Below are 20,201 nucleotides of genomic sequence, written 5' to 3'. Positions count from 1 at the left end.
GCGCCGATTCATGGCATCGGCATGACAGCGAAGGCGACGATGAAGGATGTCACCACGGCAATGAGCGAGACCAGCAGCACCCACCGCATCGAGCCGAGTGTCTGGCCCTGGCGGACTGCCGTCGTCTCGTCGACGACGTCGGGTGACATGGCGGATTTCGGGTCGGTCATAGGCTGTCCTTCCTGGTCGGAGACGGGCAGGCCACGCATCGCGCATCGCTCCGCGCAAACAACGCCAGCCGACCGCGGAAGTTTGCTGGACCGCAGTGGAAGGATGAGTGAATCCGCTCAGATTTGCGTGAGGTCAGCCATAGGCGACGACCGGGCAAAGCGGTGTCGCCGCGCCAGGCGGCGGATTGAGCAGCCCCGGCATCGCCGCGGCCAGCCCGGCGAAGGGCGTGGCCGGTGCCAGCAGCGCGTCGAAGCGCGGGTCGGCCAGCAGGGACAGCGCCAGCGCCATGCGCTCGGCATGGCTGCGCCGCCCGCGCATCGCCGGCGCCACCGCGCCGACCTGGGTCGAGACGATCTGCAGCCGCTTGGCATGGAAGGCCTCGCCGAGCGGCAGCGTGGCTTCCCGGGTGCCGTACCATGATGCTTCGATGATGCGCGCCTCGAAGGCGCAGAGTTCCAGCGCGCGGCGCAGCCCGGCCGGATCGGCGCTGGCATGGATGATCAGGTCGCGCTCGGCGGGGGCGTCCTCCGGCGAGGCGAAGGTCGCGCCGAGCGCCTCCACCATGGCACGGCGAAGCGGGTCGAGGTCGCAGACCACCACCTCCATCCCCGGCATGCGCGCGAGTAGGGCGGCGACCAGCAGCCCGACCACCCCGGCGCCGATCACCAGCGCGCGCTCGCCCGCCAGCGGCCGGGCATCCCACAGGATGTTCACCGCGGTTTCCATGTTGGCGGCGAGCACGGCGCGGGCGTCGGGCACGTTGTCCGGCACCGGGATGCACATGCCGGCCGGGGCGAGGAAGCGGTCCTGATGCGGGTGCAGGCAGAAGACGCGGCGGCCGAGAAGCGCCGCCGGCCCGTCCTCGACGACACCGACGGCGCTGTAGCCGTACTTCACCGGGAAGGGGAAATCGCCGGCCTGGAAGGGGCAGCGCATCGCCGCGTACTGGCTTTCCGGCACGCGGCCCGTCAGCACCAGCCGCTCCGTGCCGCGCGAGATGCCGCTCACTAGCGTGCGTATCAGCGCATGGTCGGGCGCGCGCGACGGCAGCGTCTCCTCGCGGATCTCGCAGCGCCCCTCAGCGACGGTCCAGAGCGCGCGCGCCATCATGCGAGACCTCCCGGCCGTGCCCGATCCACCGGGATGTCGAGCAATATGTCCGGCGGGATCGGATACACCTGCCAGGTGAAGCGCAGCCCGTCAGCGATGCGCGGCACCTCCGGCAGGGTGAAGGCCGGGATGCCCGAACCGAGCAGCACCGGCGCGATCGTTACATGCAGCCGGTCGAGGCAGCCGGCGGCGAGGAAGCGCGAGACGGTCAGCCCGCCACCCTCGACGAATATGCGCGTCAGCCCCCGCGCGGCGAGGGCGCGCAGCAGCGCAGGCGGCGCGATACCGCCGGTCGGCGTGCGCGGGATCCGCAGCACATCGGCGGTGCCGTGGCGGTCGCCACCCGGGGCATCATCCGCGCAGACCAACAGCGTCGGCGGGCCATGGCGGAACACGCCATAGTTCGCCGACAGCCGACGGTCGGTGTCGATCACCACGCGCACCGGGTCGGGGCCGCGCACCTCGCGCGTCGTCAGCCGCGGGTCGTCATGGCGCACCGTGCCCGCACCCACCACCACCGCGTGGCACAGCGCGCGCAGGCGATGGGTGTGCAGGATGTCGCCTGGCCCGCCGATCCACTGGCTGGAGCCGGAGGCGGTGGCGATTCGTCCATCCAGCGTCTGCGCCAGCCGCCCGACCACGCGGCAGCCATCGGCTGCGAGGGCGGGTGCGAGCAGCGGCGCGAACAGGGGCGCCAGCGCTCCGGTCGCCGGCCCGCCATCGCGGGCGGCCAGCAGCGCGGCCCAGTCGGGGTCCTCGGGGGGGCTGTCCATGCTCGCGCCTCATGCCCGAAGCCGCAGGCCAACGCCAGAGCGTGATGACCGTCGGTGCGACAGCACCGAAGGTCTGAATCACGCCATCAGACAATAGGTTAGGGCGTGATGGGTGAACCCATCGCGATCGAGCGTCAGGGGGTGCCGATGGTCATCGGCAGGAATTCGACAACCAGCTCGGCCAGCAGCCCGGCCAGGATCGGCAGCGGCAGGGCCGAGACCAGCCGCAGCACCACGAAGCGCCAGCCCAGCAGCGGATATTCCCAGCTGATGATCCGGTGCACCGCGAAGATCGACCAGCCGGTGATCAGCGCGACCATCTGCGGCACGCCCGCGCCGGCCTTGGCAAAGGCCAGCACCAGCGGGAAGGTGACGAAGGGCCCGCCCGGCATGAAGCCGCCGGCGACCGAGGCGATCACCACCCCCAGCGGCCCCGACTCCGGCCCGATCCAGGTGACTGCCGCATCGGCCGGCATCAGCTCGGCGAGGAAGGCCGCCATCGGCAGCGCGACGGCGAACAGCGGCAGGATCTTGACCAGGCTCTGCCCGGTCTCGGTGCCGACCCGGCGCAGCATGCCCGGCCCGCGCCGCAGGCAGAAGCCCAGCGCGACCAGCGCCACCAGCCACAGGAACATTTGCCCCGGCGTCACTTGGGCGGCTCCCACACGATCGGCAGCTTGCGCGCGAGCCAGCCCGCCAGCATTGGCATTGGCAGGGTGATCAGCGTGCGCATGATGGCGAATTCCGGCCCCAGCAGCGGCACTTCATAGACCAGCAGCTTCTGGAAACCGTTCAGCGACCAGCCCAGGATATAGGCGATCAGCGCGCCACGGTCGGCCCCCGCGCCGCCGAGCACCAGCACCAGCGGGAAGGCCGCCATCGGCCCGCCGGGTGTCAGCCCGCCGGCGACCGTCGCGACCAACAGGCCGAACCAGCCGCTTTCCGCCCCCATCCAGCGCCCCAGCGCGCCGGGTGACATCAATTGCCGCAGCGCCGCGGCGAGCAACAGCCCGGCCAGCAGCGAGGGCACGATGAACAGGAACAGCTCCCACGCATGATAGAGCGCATGGCCGACAGCGGCGCCGCCATCGCGTTGCCACAGGCCGGCCGCGGCGGCGGCTCCGATGGTGGCGATCACCATCAGGCTGGCATTGCGGCGGAGCAGATTGATCACGCGCGCAACCTGCGCCGGGCCGCGGCGGCCGGCAAGCCCACCGGGCTCGGGTCGGCGCCGCTTCTGCGACATAGCGCCGCAAGCAGGACAATGCCCGAATTCGCCTGCGCGACGAGACTGTCAGGCGAAGAGGCCCGGCTCCCACCAGCGCTCGGCCGTGAACATCTCGCGGCCTTCGCCTCGCAGGGCGAAATGACGCGTCGCCACGGCGCGGGCGAGGAAGTCGGTCGGCGCGCGGGCGACGAGGCCGAGGATGGCCTCGAGCGTCAGCGCGCCGGTGGCGATCTGTCGGCGGTGTTCGCGCCGGATGGCGGCGCGCAGCGCGCCGAAGGCGATGGTCTCCGGGGTCGGGAAGCGCTGCGCGAAGGCGTTCTGCAGCCGCAGGGCAGGGCTGTCCGGCCGGGTGCGCAGATGCTGCTCGACCATCAGGAACTGCCCGGCGAACTGCGCGAAATTATTCTGCATGTGCCAGTACAGCACGGGCCGGCCGCCGAACCGGTCGATGCCATCGGCGCGGGTCGCCACGATCGGCGCGGCGGCGCCGTGGAACCGGGGCATCAGCGGATTGTCGAAGGCCGCGTAATCCTGGAACAGCGAGCCGAGGTCGCCGCGCGTCAGGATGCGGGCGCGCAACAGGGCGCCCAGCAGGTTCTGGTCGCTGCCGATCTGCCGACGGCTCGGCGTGCCGGGCCATTGCAGGCGCGCCTGCGTGGCCTCCGGGTCGTGGTCGAAGGCCTCGATCTCGGCGCACCAGGTATCGAGCCAGCCGGTGTCGGACATCGCCATGAAGCACGGGCTGCCCAGCGTCCCGCTTCGCCCGGCGAGCGCCGCCGTGATCGAGGCGAAGGAGGGCTGCAGGAACAGGTCGAGGTCGATGTGGAGGAACGGCGCGCCCGCCAGTGCCTCCCGCAGCACCGGCCAGCGCAGGAAGCACAGCGTCTCGTAGCGGTTCAGGCGCTGGCCGAGATGTGGCAGCCGCGCCCGCCAGGCCGCGACCAGCGACGTGGCGTCCTCGACCAGCACATGCCCGGCGGCAAGATGGGCGGCGTAGGCCGGCGTCACCTTGGCGAAGCCGTCGAGCACCAGCACGCGCAGCGGCGCGGCGGCCGAGGCACGCCCATGCTCGGCATGCAGGCCGAGCCCGACCGACAGCTCGAATTCCTCGAGCGAGGCGTCGATCCAGGCGGTGGAGACGATCTGCATGGTCGCGGGCATCCCGGTGTCAGGGATGCTTAGAGCAGATTGCCCGATGCTGGTATCGGCTGTGGGGGCGCGGATGCCTGCCCATCGGCGCCGGCGCCCACCGACGGCGTCAGATGCGCGCCGACAGCGCCAGCGCCGGCGGCCGCTGCCCCCCCACCCGCGTGCCGGCCGGCGCATAGCCCTGCGTGGTCATGCGCGGCAGCGCCGCCCCGGCGATCGTCTCGATCACCCGCGACTGCAGCGAGACGGCGCGTTCGAGCAACTGGCGATTCTCCCGCCCGAGTTCCTCGAGCCGCCGGGTCAGCAGCGCAGCCGCCTGGCGCACCGGCGCCTCTGGCGCCATCCCGTGCTTGGCCTGCGCGGCATAGGCGGCGGCGAAGGCGTCCGAGGCGGCGATCTTGCTGCTCGCCAGCGTCGCCGCGCGCGACAGGTCGAGCTTGGCGAGCGCCTCGTTCTCCGCGCGCAACGCCTCGGCGAGGCGGTGGCCGGCAAGGATCAGGCTGTCCATCATGGTGTGGTCTCTTCCGTATTGGAGGTGGGCTGCGCGCCGCGGATGCGTTGGATCTCCCGCAGCACGAAATCTGCGAGGCCGATGCCGGCACCCGCGCGCACGGCGGCGGCGGCGTAGGCATCGACGAGCATGGGTCGCCACTGCGCCTCCGCCGCGCCGCCGCCGAAGCGGGATTTCGAGGTATCGACGGTGGCGAAGATGGGTTGCAGCAGCATGCCCATCGCCTGTGCCTCGAAGTCGCGGGCGGCCTGGCGCTGCGCGGCCTCGTTGCCCGCGGCCCCCGGCGCGCGCAGAGCGCGGGGCTGGGCGGGGGCCATGGCGGCAGCGGGGGTGTCCATCAGCGGACCTCCAATTCGGCCTGCAGCGCGCCGGCGGCCTTGATTGCCTGCAGGATGGTGATGAGGTCGCGCGGCCCGACGCCGAGGCTGTTCAGCCCGCGCACCAGTTCCTGCAGCGTGACCGAGCGCGGCAGCACGCCCATCCGCCGCGTGTTCTGGTCATCCACCTCGATATTGGTATTCGGGGTGACCACCGTGCGCCCCTGGGCGAGCGCATTGGGCTGGCTGACCTGTGGCGTCTCGGTGACGCGGATCGTCAGGTTGCCCTGCGCGATCGCGACGGTGGACACGCGCACATTGTCCCCCATGACGATGGTGCCCGAGGCCTCGTCGATGACGACGCGGGCGACCTGGTCGGGTTCGACGCGCAGCTGTTCGATCCGGCTGAGGAAATCCACCGCGCTGTGGCCATTGAGAGCGACGGTGACGGTGCGCGAATCGGTCGCCGCGGCGACCTGCCCGCGCATCGCGCCGTTGATCGCGGAGGCGATCCGCCGGGCCGTGGTCAGGTCCGGGTTGCGCAGCGACAGCCGCACACGGTCGCGCGAGGCGAGTTGGAAGGGCACCTCGCGTTCGACGATCGCCCCATTGGCGATCCGCCCGGCGGTCGGCACGCCGCGTGTCACCGAGGCGCCGGCGCCGCGCGCGCTGATCGCCCCGGTGGCGATCGACCCCTGGGCGACGGCATAGACCTCGCCATCGGCGGCGAGCAGCGGGGTCACCAGCAGCGTGCCGCCGGTCAGGTTGGTGGCATCGCCCAGCGCCGAGACCGAGATGTCGATCCGGCTGCCGGGCCGGGCGAAGGGCGGCAGGTTGGCGGTGACCATCACCGCCGCGACGTTGCGTGTGTCGAGCTGGCGTTCATTGTCCCGCGTGTTGACGCCGAGCCGTTCCAGCATGCCGACCAGCGACTGCCGGGTGAAGACCGAGGAACGCAGCCGGTCCCCGGTGCCGTTCAGCCCGACCACCAGCCCGTAGCCGACCAGCTGATTGTCGCGCACGCCCTCGACATCCGCGATGTCCTTGATGCGGACCTGGGCGCTGGCCGGCAGGACCAGGCTCAGGGCGAGGAGAAGGCCAGCCAGCAGCCTCTTCGTTCTCGCGAAAGCATTGCAGCCCAAGATGCGTCTCCCGCGCGACGCAATGAATGCGACACGCCTGACCGGATCGGGCCCCGCGGGAGGTCCCGGGGGCTGGTGGTGGTGAAAGCGCAAGGCGCATGCCAGCCGCGGGGACGGAATCGACCGGCAGGCTTTGCCGGGGATGGGCCGGGACTTGCCGGTCATGAGGAAGGGAAGGGTCATGGTTGGCGTCAGTGGCGTGACGGGAGGGACGGCGGCGGGGAAGGGGCGGCGGGTGCGCAACGGCGCGTCCGGCTTCAGCCTGGGCAGCGCCTCGACCGGGGCGGCGGCCGCGGCGCAGGCCGCGGCACCGGCGCAGGCGGTTGGCCTGCTCGCCCTGCAGGAAGCCGGGCCGGTCGCCGAGCGCGACTCCCGCGCCCGCAAGCGCGGGGAGGCGCTGCTGCAATCCCTGTCCGAGTTGCAACTCGGGCTGCTCGGTGGCCGGCTGGACCCGGCGCGACTCCGTGCCATGGCCGCACTCGTCCCAGGCGAGGAGGCGGCCGATCCGGCACTTGCCGCGGCAATCTCGGCGATCCGCCTGCGCGCCAGGGTGGAACTGGCGCGGCACGGTCTGGAGGCCGCATCGTCATCAGACTGAAAAGCGCGCTGTTTCAGGGATTTGTCTCGTTCTCCCCTCTTGGCTTCCGCCATGGCACGCGTCTATGTTCCGCCCGCATTGAGGGGGGGTGTCCGCTCTGACCCGAGCAGGACGCCCCTTCGGCCCGGGGGAATGGATAGAAATGCTCGTGACGCTACCGCCGGACTACCGCCCCTCGGACGACGAGGAATTCATGAACCCGCTTCAGCAGGAGTATTTCCGGCAGAAGCTGATGCGCTGGCGGCAGGACTTGCTGCGCGAGGCGGGCGAGACGCTGTCCTCCCTCTCCGAGGGTGGGATCACCGAACCGGACCTCACCGATCGCGCGAGTGTCGAGACCGACCGTGCCCTTGAGCTGCGCACCCGCGATCGGGCCCGCAAGCTGATCAGCAAGATCGACCAGGCGATCGAGCGCATCGAGACCGGCACCTACGGGTATTGCGAGGAGAGCGGCGAGCCGATCGGCCTGCGCCGCCTCGAAGCCCGCCCGATCGCGACGATGAGCATCGAGGCGCAGGAACGCCACGAGCGCATGGAACGCGTCCACCGCGACGATTGACGGCCCGGGCCGCGTGTGGCGGCCTTTTTTATTGCCCTTGGACGCCGGACGCGGGCGAGCCGGCCCGCTTGCCTTCGCGCCGAGCACCGCTGTGCTGGCGACGACAGGCTGTCTCGGCGCCGTCGCGCTGTGCGCTCGCGGCCCGAGAGCGGGCCTCGGGCAGGTTCGGGTCAGTCAGCCATCGAAGCGCAATGGCGGGTCGTCGAGACCGGGCGGCGCCACGGCCAAGGGATCACGCGCGATCAGCCCGGCATCATCCTCCGCCACCCTGCCGACCCGCGACCCCACCGGCCACACCGCGAGGCCGGCACGCGGGTAGGGCTGCAGCAGGGCGTGCAGCGCCGCCTCATCCGCCGATGCCTCGCCGAGCCAGGCGGCCCAGGATTCGGGCGGCAGGATCACCGGCATGCGGTCGTGCAGCACCGCCAATTCGGGCACCGCGGCCGTGGTCAGGATGGTGAAGCTGCGCAGGATGGTGCCGTCCGGGGCGCGCCAACCTTCCCACAGCGCGGCGAGCGGCATCGGCGCGCCATCGGCCATCGCCACTGCGAAGGGCTGCTTGGCGCCCTTCGGGCCATGCTGTTGCCATTCATAGAAGCCGTCGGCCACTGCGATGCAACGGCGCTTGGCGAAGGCATCGCGGAAGGCCGGCTTCTCGGCGGCGGTTTCGCTGCGCACATTGATCATACGTGCGCCGCCCGAGGCATCCTTGGCCCAGCGCGGCACCAGCCCCCAGCGCAGCGCGTCGAGGTGCCGCGCACCGGTCTCGGGGTGGCGCCGCAGCACCAGCCCATCCTGGGTCGGCGCGCGGTTGAAGGAGGGTGGCAGGTTCGCGATCGCGCCCGTCACCTTGAAGTGCCGCGCGACGTCGCCCGACGACCGCTGCTGGAAATACCGCCCGCACATCCACCCTGTTTGCCCGCACCGGCCCCCGGGGGGCAAGGCGCCGGAGGGGGGACCCATCCGGCGGTGCCTCAGAACGGCAGGATGATATCCAGCAGTTCCTGCCCGGTGCGTGGCCGCTGCACGTCGCTGAGCGTGCCGCGTCCGCCATAGGCGATGCGCGCCTCGGCCAGCCGGTCATGCTGCACGGTGTTGTCGGAGGCGATGTCCTGCGGCCGGATCACGCCGCCCACCGTCAGGTCGCGCAATTCGCTGTTCACCCGCACCTGCTGGTGGCCGGTCACCACCAGGTTGCCGTTGGGCAGCACCTGGGAGACGGTCGCGGCGACGCGCAGCGTCACCGTCTCGTTGCGGCGGATCTGGCCAATGCCGTTCACGCCGCTGGTCGAGCTCGCCTCCACCAGGCGGGAGGGGTCGATGCCAGCCGGGAACAGCCTGGGATAGGAAGCCTGGAGGCCAAGCAGCTGCGGCAGCCCCATCCCCTCGCTGTTGTCGCGCGAACGAATGGTGCGGTTCTGCAATTCGGCCTCATCGGCGATCTTCACCAGCACCGTGACGATATCGCCCACCGTGGCGGCACGCTGGTCGCGCAGGAAGGTCCGGCTGCCGGGCCGCCACAGCGAGTTATTGGCGAGCGGTGGGTCCTGCGGGTTCGGCATTGGCATGGTGACCGGCCGCCAGCGCGGATCCTGGGTCGGGTTGGTGACGCCGGCCATCTCCGGCGCGTCCCCCAGGCGTGCGAGCCTCTCCGCCCCCGAACACGCCATTGTCGCCAGCGGCAGCATCAGCAGCAGGTAGCGGCGCATCTCAGTTCCTCCGCCCGAGTTGCAGCGGCACGCTGCCGGTGACCACACGCACGCGGCCCGGCCCAATCGCCTCGGCCTCGACGATCGAGCGGGAGCCGAGGTTCATCACCGGCACGCGTTCGCCGTGCGCGGCGGCCGACATGGCGCGGCCCTGCGCGGTCATCGCCAGGCCCGGCCCGTCCAGCACCATCAACACCACTTGATTGCGGGCAACGATTCGCGGCGCGACGAGGTCGACCAGCACGAAGGGCAGGTTGGCCCCGATCGGCCGGCGCAGCTGGCGGCCGACCACTTCCTCCGCCTGTTGGGCGGCGCCGGGGCGGACGCGTTCGCTGCGCAGGCGGATCTCGCGCAGATCCTCCGGCCCGACGATGTCACCGACCGCGAGCCGGCGCGTCGCCACCACCACCGGCGCGGTCGGCAGCGCCCGGCCGGTCACCCGCCCGCGCCAGCTCGCCATGCCATCGGCCGCGACCACCAGCGTCGCGGCGAAGCGCCGCGTGCCGTTGTCGTATTGCGCGGCTTCGAGCATCAGCTGCGGCAGCGTGCCGAGCGGCACGGAGGGCGCGGCGAAGCCGGGCAGTTCCAACTCGGCTTCCGGATCCATGCCGAGACGCACCAACTCCTCGCGCAGCAGCGTCTCGACCTCGTCGCGCGGCAAGGGGTGGCCGGGCCGCTCGATGATGCTGCGTTCCTCGCCCGAGAGCGGCCGCCAGGCCAGGTTGTAGCGCCGCGCGATGATGGCGAGCTGCCCGGCATCGAGCATCATCCGTCGCCCCGGCACGGGGGCTGCGCCGAGCACGGCCTGGCCGGCATCGCCGGCATTCTCGAACAGGTCAGCGAGCCGGAGCGTCGCGCTTTCGGCGACCACGAGCGGGCGGGGCGCGGGCGGCGACCCCTGGGCGACGCCCTGCGCGCGCGCCGGCAGCGCGAGCAGCGGCAAGAGGGCAAGCGCGCGCCGGCGCATCACCGCAGCCTCGTCAGGGTCGAGAGCATCTCGTCGGACGCGGTGATGACGCGCGAGTTCATCTCATAGGCGCGCTGGGCGGTGATCAGGGAGGTGATCTCCTGCACGACATTGACGTTGGACGTCTCGATGAAGCCCTGCATGGTCTGGCCGTAGCCGACCGCACCGGGTGAGCCCTGCTGCGACTCACCGGAGGAAGGGGTGGAGAGGAACAGGTTGTCGCCGACCGCTTCGAGCCCACCTTCATTGGCGAAGATGGCGAGCTGGATCTGCCCGACATTCTGCGGCGCCACCTGGCCGTCGATCTTGGCGAGCACCTCGCCATTGGCGTTGATGGTGACGTCGCGCGCATTGGCCGGGATGGTGATGCCCGGCTGCACGATGAAGCCTTCCGCCGTGACGATGGTGCCTTCCGCCGAGAGGCCGAAGGTGCCGTCGCGGGTATAGGCCGTCTCGCCGGAGGGCATCTGGATCTGGAAGAAGCCATTGCCGCGGATGGCGAGGTCGAAGCGGTTCTCGGTCTGCTGCAGATTGCCCTGTTCGCTGATCCGGTAGACCGCGGCGGTGCGCACGCCGAGGCCAATCTGCGCGCCGGAGGGCAGCGTCGTGCCGGTGTCGGCCGATTGCGATCCGGTGCGGCGCAGATTCTGGTAAATCAGGTCCTGGAATTCCGCCCGACGCCGCTTGAAGCCGGTGGTCGAGATGTTGGCGATGTTGTTGGAAATGACTTCAACGTTGTTCTGCTGGGCCATCATGCCCGTGGCGGCGATGGTGAGGGAACGCATCGGGCGTGATCCTTACGAGCGGCGGCGCAGGATGCGCTCGACGGCGGTGGACAAGCGTTCGCCTTCCTTCTCGGCGAACTGGGCGGCGAATTGGAATTCGCGCAGCTCGGTGGTCAGGCGGGTCATTTCCATGATGGGGCGAACATTGCTGCCCTCGAGCGCCCCCTGGACGACCTGCGGACGGTCGACCTGCTGCGGCGGCTCGCCGGCCGGGTCGAACAGCCGGTCGCCCTCGGCGCGCAGTGTCTGTGGATTGTCGAAGCGCACCACGCGCAACTGGCCGAGCGTGCCGTTCTCGCTGCGCACGGTGCCGTCGCCCTGGATGGTGATGCGGGTGTCGTTGGGCGAGACGGCGATCGGCGCGCCGCCGGCGCCCATCACCGCATGGCCCTCCATGTCGACGATGCGGCCGTCGCCGCTGAGCGAGAAGCGCCCGGCGCGGGTGAAGCGCTCGCCGCGCGGGGTCTCGACGGCGAAGAAGCCCTCACCGCTGATCGCGACGTCGAGCGGGTTGCCGGTGGACTGGATCGCGCCCGGTTCCATCTCCCGCCAGGTGGCGCGGTCCTGCACATAGGCGACCGGCCGGCCGCCGGGCGGCACGGCGCCAGCTTCCTGGCGCGCGACATATTCGGCGAAGACCGGGCGCTGCGCGCGGTAGCCTGGCGTGTCGGCATTGGCGACGTTGTGCGCCAGGATCTCGGTGGCACGGCTCTGCAACGAAAGCCGCGAGAGGATGATGTAGCCGGGGTTGTCCATGCCGTGGTCTCCGTCGCCCCGGCATCGTCCGTCGGGGGCAGCCGGGCGGGGCAACCGCCGTGCCAGTCCGGGGCGCCCAGTGGGGCGGCATTTGCTGCCGGCAGCCGGCAGGGGCGGCCTGGTACCCGGCAGTCCAGGGCCGGTTTCCGCCGCCGCAAGCCTTCCTTAACGAGGCCCGTGGATGCTGCCCCCTTACAGGAGGCATGGCATGGCAGCGGCGGCAGCGGCCGAGCAAGTCGAGATGGCAGCGGGCAAGGGCGGCGGGGGAAGGAAGAAGCTCATCCTGATTGCCCTGCCGTTGCTGCTGGGCGGCATCGGGGCGGGGCTGTGGTTCAGCGACATCCTGCCATCAATGTTCGGCGTGGGAGCGCATCCGGCGGACGAACACGGCCGGACGGCGGCGGCCGAGCCGCCGCGCCCGCCCGCCTTTTTCGAGATGCCCGAGATCATCGCCAATCTGAATGCCACCGGGCGGCGGCCGGTCTATGTGAAGCTGCGTAGCAAGCTCGAGATCACGCGGGCCGAGGATGCGGCGGCGATCCAGCTCGCGCTGCCCCGCCTGCTCGACCTGTTCCAGACCCACCTGCGCGAGATGCGCCCCGAGGAACTGCGCGGTTCCGCCGGCACCCAGCGCCTGCGCGAGGAGTTGATGGCGCGCGCCAATATCGCCGTCGCGCCGCCAGCGGGCAGCACGCAGCCCGCCCCGCGCATCACCGATGTGCTGTTCACGGAGATTCTCGTGCAATGAGCGGGGAGTCCGGCAGCGAGCAATCCGACGACGACCTCGCCGCCGCCTGGGGCGCGGCATTGGATGAGGAGGAGAGCACCGGCAGCGATGCCGCCGCGGCCGCCGGCGCCGGGGAAGCCTCACCGGGGCCGGATGCCGCGCGGGTGCTCAACCAGGCCGAGATCGACAGCCTGCTCGGCTTCGACAGCAAGGGCGGCGACGGCAGCGAGGAGAGCGGAATCCAGAGGATCATCTCCTCGGGCCTCGTCTCCTATGAACGCCTGCCCATGCTGGAGATCGTCTTTGATCGCATGGTCCGGCTGATGTCCACCACGCTCCGCAACTTCACTTCCGACAACGTTGAAGTGTCGATCGACGGCATCGTCTCGCTGCGTTTCGCCGACTACCTGAATTCCATCCCGCTGCCGGCGATGCTGGGCGTGACGCGCGCCGAGCAATGGGACAATTACGGCCTGGTCGTGGTCGATTCCGCGCTGATCTATTCCGTGGTGGACGTGCTGCTGGGCGGGCGGCGCGGCACCGCGGCGATGCGCATCGAAGGCCGCCCCTACACCACCATCGAACGCACCCTGGTCGAACGCCTGATCGGCGTGGTGCTCGACGACCTGACCGCCGCCTTCGAACCGCTGTGCCCCGTGGTGTTCGGCTTCGAGCGACTGGAGGTGAATCCGCGCTTCGCCGCCATCTCGCGGCCGTCCAATGCCTGCGTGCTGGTGCGGCTGCGCGTCGACATGGAGGACCGTGGCGGCAAGCTCGAATTGCTGCTGCCCTATGCCACGCTGGAGCCGGTGCGCGAGCTGCTGTTGCAGCAGTTCATGGGCGAGAAATTCGGCCGCGACAGCATCTGGGAGACCCACCTCGCCGAGGAGTTGCGCTCGACCGAGGTCGCGCTCGACGTCGTGCTCGATGAACAGATGGTGCCGCTCTCCTCGGTCATCAGCCTGAAGGTCGGCGACCGCATTGCCCTCGGCGTTTCGCCGGGCGCGCCGGTGCGACTGCGCTGCGGGGAGGTGCCGTTGTTCGAAGGTGAACTCGGCCGGCAGGAACAGCGCCTTGCGGTACGCATTTCGCGGGAATTGGAACGCGGTCGCGGCGTGGCGGGGGCGGCGGCATGACGATGCTCGAATGGGTCCTGCAACTGGCGCTGCTGTTGATGCTCGGCGCGGCGATCCCGTTCGCGCTGCGGCTGGAACGCGCGCTGCGCGAAATCCGTGCCGACCGATCGGCACTGGAGGGCAGTGCGCAGGGGTTGAGCGAGGCCGCGCGCATGGCCGAGGCGGCGATGGTGCGGCTGCGCGCCTCGGCGGAACTGGCCGGCCGGCAGGTCGCCGAGCGCACCGCGACGGCCGAGCCTCTGCGCGACGACCTGCGCTACCTCGTCGAGCGTGCCGAAGCCCTGGCTGACCGGCTTGAGGGCCTGGTGCGTGCCGGCCGGCCGATCGCCAATGAGACGCCGCGCCCGGCCGAGCCCGTCCCCTTGCAGAGCCAGGCCGAGCGCGACTTGCTGCGCGCCATCACCCTCGGGGCGCGGGCCGCGCGATGACATGGCGCCCGCGCCTGCTGCCCGCGGCCATCCTGGCCATGGCGGGGCTGTTCCTGGTCAAGGCCGAGGCGTTGCTGACCGCCTTGCGCGCGCCGGCATTGCCGGTGATGGCCCCGGCGCGGGCCTCGGAACCGGCGCCGGCGGCCCATGCGCCGGGCCCGGCGGTGACCCCGGCTCGGCCCCAGGCACCGCCGCCGGCACCGTCGCCGCCCGATCCGGCGGCGGTGGCCGAACGCGCGTTGCTCGAACAGCTGCGTGCGCGACGGACGGAACTGGAAGCGCGCGAGCAAGCGGTCGCCGCGCAGGAGGTCGTGTTGCAGGCGACCGAGCAGCGCCTGGCACGGCGCGTCGAGGAACTCACTGCCATGCAACGGCGGATCGAATCCCTCGACCGCACGCACAGCGAACAGGAGGAGGCAGGCTGGCGAGGCCTGGTGCGCACCTATGAAACGATGCGCCCGCGCGATGCGGCGACCATCTTCAACGAACTCGAAATGCCTGTGCTGGTAGAGATTCTCGACCGCATGAGCGAGCGCAAGGCGGCACCCGTGATCGGCGCGATGCGCCCGGAACGGGCGCGGATGGTGACGGCGGAGTTGGCGCGCCATCGCGCACGCCAGACCGTGGCGGATTGAACTTACCAGACAGGAGGCAAGACCGGACCGATGGACAGGAATACCAACGTCCTGATCGTGGACGACTACCGGACGATGCTGCGCATCATCCGCAATCTGCTGAAGCAGCTCGACTTCAACAATGTCGATGAGGCGACCGATGGGCAGGAGGCGCTGGCCAAGCTGCGCGCCGGCAATTTCGGCCTCGTCATCAGCGACTGGAACATGGCGCCGATGACCGGGCTCGACCTGCTGAAGGAGGTTCGTGCCGACGCGCGGCTGAAGAACATGCCCTTCATCATGATCACGGCCGAAAGCAAGACCGAGAACGTGGTCGCGGCCAAGGCTGCCGGCGTCTCGAACTACATCGTGAAGCCCTTCAACGCCGAGACGCTGAAGGACAAGATCGAGAAGGTGTCGGTCCATGCCTGACGGTATCCCCGGGGATCCGGAAGGCGACCGCGTCGAAGCGGCCGTGCGTGCCGTGCTCGGCTCCATGTCGGGCGACCTCACGGCGCGTGAAGCGGCGTTGTTGGCCGAGCTTGAGGCGCTCGGCCGCACCATCGCCCGCGCCAAGGCGGAGATCGCGGCGCTGTCGGTGGATGACATCACCGGCGCGCACATTCCCTCGGCGACCGATGAACTCGACGCGATCGTCGGCCACACGGCGGAGGCGACCAACGAGATCCTCGACTGCTGCGAAGTGCTCGAACGGCTGCAGTCGCAGGTGCCCGCGGACGCGGCCGCCGCCCTGCAAGACGCCGTGACACGCATTTATGAGGCCTGCTCCTTCCAAGACATCACCGGCCAGCGCATCGGCAAGGTGGTCTCCGCGTTGAAGGCGATCGAAGCTCGCGTCGAGGCAGCCGTCTCCAACGCCACGGGGCGACCGATGGCGGTGCCACCGCCCCCGTCCGCGCCACGCACCGAGGGCCAGGAACTGGCGAATGGCCCGCAGCTGCCCGGTGGTGGCTCCTCGCAGGAGGAGATCGACCGCCTGCTGGCGAGTTTCGATTGATGCGTCTACCGGCGCTGCTGTTTCTCGCGCTGCTTGCGTTCATGCCGGTGGCGTGGGGGCAGGAGGCGCCGCGCATCGGCGTGCGCGTTGGTACCCATCCCGATCGGGGGCGGCTGGTCTTCGACTGGCCGTCCCGGGTCGGGTATAGCCTTGAGGAACAGGATGGGCGGGTCGTCATACGCTTCGCCGCGCCGGCACGGATCGACCTTGCCGCGGTGCGACGCCCGCCGCGCAATGTGCTGGCCATCGACCAGGATGGCGAGGCGATCGCGCTTCGCATCCCACCGGGCGCGCGGCCGCTGGCCTTCCGCCTCGGCAACCGCATCGTGGTGGATGTGCGCGACCCCGTCGCGGCTGCCGAGCCGGCACCGCCGGCCCGCGCACCCACGCCGCCACCGACCCGGACGCGGCTGGCAGCAGCAGCACCGCCACCCGCTGCCGAACCCATTGCCGCCGCGCTGCCCCAGGCAGCCGCGCCTTTGGCCCAAACTGCCGTGGCACCCGGCCAAGCGGTGGCGCCGGCCGCTCATGGCGCCACGCCAGCAGCGCATGTACCCGTGACGGCTGCTGCATCAGCAAGCCCCGCCGCCACACGCTCTTTGGCGACCCGCGCGACGGCGCTCCCTGGCGCGCGCCCCTCATCCATCAGGCTGCTTCCTGGCGCCCCTGCGATCGCGCTGGATGCCGGTGCCGAGGCGGGCCTCGCTGTGTTCCGACGCGGTGACTGGGTCCATGTCGTGCTCGACCGCGCCATCGACACCGACCTGTCCGCCTTGCGGGGCCACCCAGTCTTCGGCGGGCTGGAAGCGCAGCCGGCCGGTGAGGCCACTGCCCTCCGCCTGCCATTGTCTGCCCCTGCGCACCTCGCGGTGCGACGCGACGGCGCGGCATGGGTGCTGGAAGTCACGCCCGAAGCAAGTCGCGTCGATTCGGCGAACCTGCGTGCGATTGCCGATGCCGGGCCGCCGACGCGCCTGTTGCTGCAGGGCGGCCTTCCCGGTGGCAGCGTCACCCTGGCCGACCCGGCAACCGGGGAAACCCTGCTGGTCGGCACCTTGCGCCAGCCCGGGCCTGGCGTGCACCAGGCCCGTCGCTTGCCGGAATTCGACCTGCTGCCGAGCATGCAGGGGGCCGCGATCGTGGCACGGTCGGATCGGCTGGCGCTGCGCGTGACGACCGAGAACCGTTTCTCGCTGCAGGCAACGGGGACGGAACCGCTCGGCCTCGGCCCGCAACTCGGGCGCGAACCGCCAGCCGCGGCGACGGCGATGACGCGTCTGCTCGATTTGCCATCGGGTTCCGTGCAGACCTTGCTCGAACGGCTGCGCAATGTGCTGACCGCGGTGAACGCCGCCCCGCCGCTTGCGCGCGCGCCGGTGCGGCGCGATGCGGCGGAGACGCTCCTGGCGCTCGGCATGCCGCAGGAAGGTCAGGCAATGGGCACCATCGCCTTCCGCGAATCCCCCGAGGCGCGGGAGGATCCTCGTCTGCTGCTTGCCCATGGCGTGGCCGCGTTGCTGTCCGGTCGCCTCGAGGATGCCGGGTCGATCGACGATCCACGGCTGCCGTCGCGTGATGAGGTCGTGGTGTGGCGCGCGTTGCTGGCCATCGCCCGTGGCCAGGACGCCGCGGCCGCGTTGCGTGCGAGTGCCCCGGTGCTGCTGACCTACCCCGAGGCGCTGCGCGCCAGAACGCTGCCGATGGCCGCTGAAGCCATGGCCAGCGGCGGGGAAGCGACCGCGGCAGCCGCCCTGCTGGCCCAGGCGGGGGACGCGCCGGGTCTCGACCTTGCGCGCGCCATGGTGGTTGAGGCGCGGGGCGAACGGGATGCGGCGATCGCGGCCTATGGCGCGCTGGTGGCCGGGCGAGACCGCCACGATCGTGCGATAGCGATGCGTCGCCTCGCGGAATTGCGGCTGACCGCCGGCATCATCGACAAGCCCGGGGCGGCTGAGGCGCTTGAGCAATCCCTCTATGCCTGGCGGGGCGGTGCTGAGGAGCCCGCGTTGCGCCGACGCATCGCCGAGTTGCGGCAGGAGGCGGGGCAGGGTGAACAGGCTTTCGCGCTGATCGATGAAACGGGGAAGCTGTTCCCCGACCAGGCGGCGGCGCTGCGTCCAGCCTTGCAGGATGCCTTCGCCTCGGCGCTGGAGACCGCACCGCCGCTTGCCGCCGCGACCTTGTTCGATACGCGCCCCGACCTGCTGCCGGCCGGGGCACGCGGTCAGGCGGCGGTGCTCGTGCTGGCCGACAGGCTGGCCGGTCTCGACCTTCCACAGCGCGCGGCGGCCTTGCTGCAAGGTGCGATGGGCGCAACGACGGACAGTACGGCGCGGGCGGCCATCGGCGCGCGGCTCGCGGCCGTGCGCGCGGCCGAGGGGGACAGTGCGGGCACGATCGCCGCGCTGGATGCCAGCGAATCGATCAATCCTGAAGCGTCGCTGGCCATGCGGCGCACGGTGTTGCGCGCACGCGCGATGGCGCGCAGTGGCGCGCGCCCGGAGGCCGAGGCGCTGCTCGCCACACTCGGACACGCCGGCGCCGCGCCGCTGGCCGACCTGCGTGCCGAGGCGCGGGATTGGGCAGGCGCCGCGGCGGCGATGGCGGACCATCTCGCCGCGATGCTGCCGGTTGCGTCCGAACCACTTGGGCAGGGGGATCGGGCTGCGCTGGCGCGCCAGGCCGCCTATCTCGCGCTGGCCGGCGACGATGCGGGGCTGTCCGCCTTGCGCGCCGCGCAGGGTACGCGCATGGCAAACGGGCCGCTGGCCGAGGCATTCGGCGTGTTGACATCCGACCCGGTGCGCGGCCTGTCCGACCTGCCGCGTCTGCAACGGGAACTCGGCATGATGCGCTTGTTGCCATCTCGGCTGGATGCCTTGCGGGCAGGGGTGCAGGTCGCGCGCTGAGATGCGTGTCCCCCCGGGGGGACATCTGCAAATTTTCCGGCGCTGTCTCGTAATTTCACTTGCGCTGTCGGACCCCTTGCCCCATATGCGCCGGCCGTTGACCCAATGATCGGAATTCACCGATCGCCCTGGTCATCTGCTGGCTGGAAGGAGCCCTCACATGGATGCTCTCGTCCAACCGGGGATGGTCTCGGATTTGCCGAGCGACACCCGGAACATTGACGAAGACCGCTCGGTGCACCCCGAGAAGGACTACTTTATTGCGCGCAACGGCATTCGTTATGCCGGCACGCACCTGATCATCGACCTGTGGGGGGCGACGAATCTCGACGACCCCGATCATATCGATGCGGTGCTGCGTGAAGCCGCGCTGGCGACCGGGGCGACCATCCTGCACGGGCATTTCCATCACTTCTCGCCCAATGGCGGCGTGTCGGGTGTGCTGGTACTGGCGGAAAGCCATGTGTCGATCCATTCCTGGCCGGAACGTGACTACGCCGCGCTCGACATCTTCGTCTGCGGCGAGTGCGATCCGTACAAGGCGATCCCGGCGCTCAAGCGCGGCTTCCTGCCCGAACGCGTGCAGCTGTCGGAACACAAGCGCGGCCTGATCGGCTGACGCCAGGCTTCAATCAGCACGTCTGCAAGGGGTCGGGCGGCAACGCCCGGCCCTTCTTCGTTGCAACGGGGGACCATCCTCATGGCCTATGATCTCTGGGTGAATGAGACGCTGTACGACGCCTGGGGCCAGCGCTTCCGAGTGAAGCGCGAACTCGCCCGCGTCACGTCCGACTTCCAGGACATCATGATCTTCGAGAGCGAGACGCATGGCCGCGTCATGATGCTCGATGGTGTGGTGCAGATCACCGAGGCGGATGAATTCTCCTACCAGGAGATGATCGCCCATGTGCCGCTGCTGGCGCATGGCGAGGCGAAGCGCGTGCTCATCATCGGTGCCGGGGATGGCGGCGTGCTGCGCCGCGTGCTGCAGCACAGGAACGTCGAAAAGGCGGTGATGGTCGAGATCGATGGCGAGGTGATCCGCCTGGCCAAGGAATTCCTGCCCCGTATTGCCGGCGATGCGTGGAACGACCCCCGTGCGGAAGTTCTGGTCGCCGATGGCATCGACTTCGTCCGCAAGGCGGCCGATGCGTCCTTTGACGTGGTGATCGTTGACAGCACCGACCCGATCGGCGTGGGCGAGGTGCTGTTCACCGACGAATTCTATGCGAATTGCGCGCGCCTGCTGACCCCGCGCGGCATCGTGGTGAACCAGTGCGGCGTACCGGCGATGCAGGCCGATGAACTGCGCGAAACCTCGATCCGTCGCGGCACGTTCTTCCCCGACATCTGGGCCTATCTCGCTGCCGTGCCGACCTATGTCGGCGGTTTCATGACGCTGGGCTGGTCAGGCAAGGACGCCGCCTGCCGCACTGTGCCGGTGGCCGAGATCCGCCGTCGTGCCGAGGCCGCCGGCATCCTCGGCACCACGCGCTACTGGACGCCGGAAATCCATGTCGGTGCCTTCCACCTGCCGCCCTATATCGCCGAGCATCTGCCGGCGGATTAGAGCAGGTCGCGATCAGGTGGACTC

At 70.5% G+C, this 20,201-nt stretch carries 25 protein-coding genes; 11 read left to right on the top strand and 14 right to left on the bottom strand.

All coding sequences use genetic code 11. The features are described from left to right. Nucleotides 1-8: 8 nt before the first annotated feature. The 9 genes from IEY36_RS02330 to IEY36_RS02290 all read right to left on the bottom strand — a co-directional run bounded on the left by IEY36_RS02330 (nucleotide 9) and on the right by IEY36_RS02290 (nucleotide 6,401). Nucleotides 9-209, bottom strand: a complete 201-nt coding sequence (locus IEY36_RS02330; RefSeq protein WP_188965289.1) for a hypothetical protein — start codon at nucleotides 207-209, stop codon at nucleotides 9-11. Nucleotides 210-303: 94 nt separating this feature from the next. Then, nucleotides 304-1,281 (bottom strand): zinc-dependent alcohol dehydrogenase, encoded by a 978-nt coding sequence (locus IEY36_RS02325; protein WP_188965288.1) that lies wholly within the window; start codon nucleotides 1,279-1,281, stop codon nucleotides 304-306. Then, nucleotides 1,278-2,054, bottom strand: coding sequence for a RibD family protein (locus tag IEY36_RS02320; protein ID WP_188965287.1), 777 nt, complete (start codon nucleotides 2,052-2,054; stop codon nucleotides 1,278-1,280). Before IEY36_RS02320 ends, IEY36_RS02325 begins: the two co-directional genes overlap by 4 nt. A 134-nt stretch (nucleotides 2,055-2,188) precedes the next feature. Further along, the gene (locus IEY36_RS02315; RefSeq protein WP_188965286.1) at nucleotides 2,189-2,704 is read right to left on the bottom strand and encodes a permease; all 516 of its coding nucleotides are present in this window, start codon (nucleotides 2,702-2,704) and stop codon (nucleotides 2,189-2,191) included. Continuing rightward, nucleotides 2,701-3,228, bottom strand: coding sequence for a hypothetical protein (locus IEY36_RS02310; protein WP_188965285.1), 528 nt, complete (start codon nucleotides 3,226-3,228; stop codon nucleotides 2,701-2,703). The genes IEY36_RS02315 and IEY36_RS02310 overlap by 4 nt, the downstream gene beginning before the upstream one ends. A gap of 120 nt (nucleotides 3,229-3,348) precedes the next feature. After that, nucleotides 3,349-4,443 carry a hypothetical protein gene (locus IEY36_RS02305; protein ID WP_229681034.1) on the bottom strand — a complete coding sequence of 365 codons (1,095 nt, stop codon included), beginning with the start codon at nucleotides 4,441-4,443 and terminating at the stop codon, nucleotides 3,349-3,351. A gap of 97 nt (nucleotides 4,444-4,540) precedes the next feature. Further along, nucleotides 4,541-4,942, bottom strand: a complete 402-nt coding sequence (locus tag IEY36_RS02300; protein ID WP_188965283.1) for a hypothetical protein — start codon at nucleotides 4,940-4,942, stop codon at nucleotides 4,541-4,543. Continuing rightward, nucleotides 4,939-5,280 (bottom strand): rod-binding protein, encoded by a 342-nt coding sequence (locus IEY36_RS02295; protein ID WP_229681033.1) that lies wholly within the window; start codon nucleotides 5,278-5,280, stop codon nucleotides 4,939-4,941. The genes IEY36_RS02300 and IEY36_RS02295 overlap by 4 nt, the downstream gene beginning before the upstream one ends. Further along, nucleotides 5,280-6,401, bottom strand: a complete 1,122-nt coding sequence (locus IEY36_RS02290) for a flagellar basal body P-ring protein FlgI (RefSeq protein WP_229681032.1) — start codon at nucleotides 6,399-6,401, stop codon at nucleotides 5,280-5,282. The genes IEY36_RS02295 and IEY36_RS02290 overlap by 1 nt, the downstream gene beginning before the upstream one ends. 181 nt (nucleotides 6,402-6,582) lie before the next feature. Between IEY36_RS02290 and IEY36_RS02285 the strand changes: the two genes are divergently transcribed. Both IEY36_RS02285 and dksA read left to right on the top strand, forming a co-directional pair. Further along, entirely contained in the window at nucleotides 6,583-6,999 is a 417-nt protein-coding gene (locus IEY36_RS02285; protein ID WP_188965282.1) for a flagellar assembly protein FliX, read from the top strand. Nucleotides 7,000-7,141: 142 nt separating this feature from the next. Then, the gene (dksA, locus tag IEY36_RS02280) at nucleotides 7,142-7,558 is read left to right on the top strand and encodes an RNA polymerase-binding protein DksA (protein WP_188965281.1); all 417 of its coding nucleotides are present in this window, start codon (nucleotides 7,142-7,144) and stop codon (nucleotides 7,556-7,558) included. 174 nt (nucleotides 7,559-7,732) lie between these two features. Here dksA and IEY36_RS02275 read toward each other — a convergent pair whose 3' ends face one another. The 5 genes from IEY36_RS02275 to flgF all read right to left on the bottom strand — a co-directional run bounded on the left by IEY36_RS02275 (nucleotide 7,733) and on the right by flgF (nucleotide 11,775). Further along, nucleotides 7,733-8,464, bottom strand: a complete 732-nt coding sequence (locus IEY36_RS02275) for an SOS response-associated peptidase (RefSeq protein ID WP_188965280.1) — start codon at nucleotides 8,462-8,464, stop codon at nucleotides 7,733-7,735. Nucleotides 8,465-8,532: 68 nt separating this feature from the next. Next, on the bottom strand, nucleotides 8,533-9,267 hold the full coding sequence (flgH, locus tag IEY36_RS02270; protein WP_188965279.1) for a flagellar basal body L-ring protein FlgH: 735 nt from the start codon (nucleotides 9,265-9,267) through the stop codon (nucleotides 8,533-8,535). A gap of 1 nt (nucleotide 9,268) precedes the next feature. After that, nucleotides 9,269-10,234 (bottom strand): flagellar basal body P-ring formation chaperone FlgA, encoded by a 966-nt coding sequence (flgA, locus tag IEY36_RS02265; protein ID WP_188965278.1) that lies wholly within the window; start codon nucleotides 10,232-10,234, stop codon nucleotides 9,269-9,271. Next, nucleotides 10,234-11,019, bottom strand: coding sequence for a flagellar basal-body rod protein FlgG (gene flgG / locus IEY36_RS02260; protein WP_188965277.1), 786 nt, complete (start codon nucleotides 11,017-11,019; stop codon nucleotides 10,234-10,236). Before flgG ends, flgA begins: the two co-directional genes overlap by 1 nt. Before the next feature lie 12 nt (nucleotides 11,020-11,031). Beyond that, on the bottom strand, nucleotides 11,032-11,775 hold the full coding sequence (flgF, locus tag IEY36_RS02255) for a flagellar basal-body rod protein FlgF (protein WP_188965276.1): 744 nt from the start codon (nucleotides 11,773-11,775) through the stop codon (nucleotides 11,032-11,034). Between the two features lie 208 nt (nucleotides 11,776-11,983). Here flgF and IEY36_RS02250 point away from each other — a divergent pair, with 208 nt between their 5' ends. From IEY36_RS02250 to speE, 9 genes are all read left to right on the top strand, one after another. Next, a complete protein-coding gene (locus tag IEY36_RS02250) occupies nucleotides 11,984-12,523 on the top strand; it encodes a flagellar basal body-associated FliL family protein (RefSeq protein ID WP_188965275.1) in 540 nt (179 codons plus the stop codon). After that, complete coding sequence (gene fliM / locus IEY36_RS02245; RefSeq protein WP_188965274.1) at nucleotides 12,520-13,638, top strand: flagellar motor switch protein FliM; 1,119 nt, start codon at nucleotides 12,520-12,522, stop codon at nucleotides 13,636-13,638. Before IEY36_RS02250 ends, fliM begins: the two co-directional genes overlap by 4 nt. After that, nucleotides 13,635-14,066, top strand: coding sequence for a DUF6468 domain-containing protein (locus IEY36_RS02240; protein ID WP_188965273.1), 432 nt, complete (start codon nucleotides 13,635-13,637; stop codon nucleotides 14,064-14,066). Before fliM ends, IEY36_RS02240 begins: the two co-directional genes overlap by 4 nt. Next, nucleotides 14,063-14,701: a MotE family protein gene (locus IEY36_RS02235; protein ID WP_188965272.1), complete on the top strand. Its 639-nt coding sequence runs from the start codon at nucleotides 14,063-14,065 to the stop codon at nucleotides 14,699-14,701. Before IEY36_RS02240 ends, IEY36_RS02235 begins: the two co-directional genes overlap by 4 nt. A gap of 30 nt (nucleotides 14,702-14,731) precedes the next feature. After that, the gene (locus tag IEY36_RS02230) at nucleotides 14,732-15,112 is read left to right on the top strand and encodes a chemotaxis response regulator CheY (protein ID WP_188965271.1); all 381 of its coding nucleotides are present in this window, start codon (nucleotides 14,732-14,734) and stop codon (nucleotides 15,110-15,112) included. Further along, nucleotides 15,105-15,698, top strand: a complete 594-nt coding sequence (locus IEY36_RS02225) for a protein phosphatase CheZ (RefSeq protein ID WP_188965270.1) — start codon at nucleotides 15,105-15,107, stop codon at nucleotides 15,696-15,698. Before IEY36_RS02230 ends, IEY36_RS02225 begins: the two co-directional genes overlap by 8 nt. Then, nucleotides 15,698-18,607: a hypothetical protein gene (locus tag IEY36_RS02220; protein ID WP_188965269.1), complete on the top strand. Its 2,910-nt coding sequence runs from the start codon at nucleotides 15,698-15,700 to the stop codon at nucleotides 18,605-18,607. The genes IEY36_RS02225 and IEY36_RS02220 overlap by 1 nt, the downstream gene beginning before the upstream one ends. 160 nt (nucleotides 18,608-18,767) lie before the next feature. Then, nucleotides 18,768-19,226: an adenosylmethionine decarboxylase gene (gene speD, locus IEY36_RS02215; RefSeq protein ID WP_188965268.1), complete on the top strand. Its 459-nt coding sequence runs from the start codon at nucleotides 18,768-18,770 to the stop codon at nucleotides 19,224-19,226. An 81-nt stretch (nucleotides 19,227-19,307) separates the two neighbouring features. Then, nucleotides 19,308-20,177, top strand: a complete 870-nt coding sequence (gene speE, locus IEY36_RS02210) for a polyamine aminopropyltransferase (protein WP_188965267.1) — start codon at nucleotides 19,308-19,310, stop codon at nucleotides 20,175-20,177. Nucleotides 20,178-20,201 lie beyond the last annotated feature (24 nt).

Source organism: Neoroseomonas lacus (assembly GCF_014644535.1).
GTDB lineage: Bacteria > Pseudomonadota > Alphaproteobacteria > Acetobacterales > Acetobacteraceae > Neoroseomonas > Neoroseomonas lacus.
The sequence above is the reverse complement of the archived record's forward strand: the minus strand, read 5'-3'. Positions and strand labels throughout refer to the sequence as shown.

Coding starts and splice junctions, on each gene's coding strand:
- IEY36_RS02305 (WP_229681034.1), bottom strand. CDS start 4,443: ATGCCCGCGACCATGCAGATCGTCTCCACCGCCTGGATCGACGCCTCG.
- IEY36_RS02235 (WP_188965272.1), top strand. CDS start 14,063: ATGACATGGCGCCCGCGCCTGCTGCCCGCGGCCATCCTGGCCATGGCG.
- flgH (WP_188965279.1), bottom strand. CDS start 9,267: ATGCGCCGCTACCTGCTGCTGATGCTGCCGCTGGCGACAATGGCGTGT.
- flgA (WP_188965278.1), bottom strand. CDS start 10,234: ATGCGCCGGCGCGCGCTTGCCCTCTTGCCGCTGCTCGCGCTGCCGGCG.
- IEY36_RS02275 (WP_188965280.1), bottom strand. CDS start 8,464: ATGTGCGGGCGGTATTTCCAGCAGCGGTCGTCGGGCGACGTCGCGCGG.
- IEY36_RS02250 (WP_188965275.1), top strand. CDS start 11,984: ATGGCAGCGGCGGCAGCGGCCGAGCAAGTCGAGATGGCAGCGGGCAAG.
- IEY36_RS02285 (WP_188965282.1), top strand. CDS start 6,583: ATGGTTGGCGTCAGTGGCGTGACGGGAGGGACGGCGGCGGGGAAGGGG.
- fliM (WP_188965274.1), top strand. CDS start 12,520: ATGAGCGGGGAGTCCGGCAGCGAGCAATCCGACGACGACCTCGCCGCC.
- dksA (WP_188965281.1), top strand. CDS start 7,142: ATGCTCGTGACGCTACCGCCGGACTACCGCCCCTCGGACGACGAGGAA.
- IEY36_RS02330 (WP_188965289.1), bottom strand. CDS start 209: ATGCGTGGCCTGCCCGTCTCCGACCAGGAAGGACAGCCTATGACCGAC.
- IEY36_RS02220 (WP_188965269.1), top strand. CDS start 15,698: ATGCGTCTACCGGCGCTGCTGTTTCTCGCGCTGCTTGCGTTCATGCCG.
- flgF (WP_188965276.1), bottom strand. CDS start 11,775: ATGGACAACCCCGGCTACATCATCCTCTCGCGGCTTTCGTTGCAGAGC.
- IEY36_RS02320 (WP_188965287.1), bottom strand. CDS start 2,054: ATGGACAGCCCCCCCGAGGACCCCGACTGGGCCGCGCTGCTGGCCGCC.
- IEY36_RS02240 (WP_188965273.1), top strand. CDS start 13,635: ATGACGATGCTCGAATGGGTCCTGCAACTGGCGCTGCTGTTGATGCTC.
- IEY36_RS02225 (WP_188965270.1), top strand. CDS start 15,105: ATGCCTGACGGTATCCCCGGGGATCCGGAAGGCGACCGCGTCGAAGCG.
- IEY36_RS02300 (WP_188965283.1), bottom strand. CDS start 4,942: ATGATGGACAGCCTGATCCTTGCCGGCCACCGCCTCGCCGAGGCGTTG.
- IEY36_RS02325 (WP_188965288.1), bottom strand. CDS start 1,281: ATGATGGCGCGCGCGCTCTGGACCGTCGCTGAGGGGCGCTGCGAGATC.
- IEY36_RS02230 (WP_188965271.1), top strand. CDS start 14,732: ATGGACAGGAATACCAACGTCCTGATCGTGGACGACTACCGGACGATG.
- speE (WP_188965267.1), top strand. CDS start 19,308: ATGGCCTATGATCTCTGGGTGAATGAGACGCTGTACGACGCCTGGGGC.
- flgG (WP_188965277.1), bottom strand. CDS start 11,019: ATGCGTTCCCTCACCATCGCCGCCACGGGCATGATGGCCCAGCAGAAC.
- IEY36_RS02295 (WP_229681033.1), bottom strand. CDS start 5,280: ATGGACACCCCCGCTGCCGCCATGGCCCCCGCCCAGCCCCGCGCTCTG.
- speD (WP_188965268.1), top strand. CDS start 18,768: ATGGATGCTCTCGTCCAACCGGGGATGGTCTCGGATTTGCCGAGCGAC.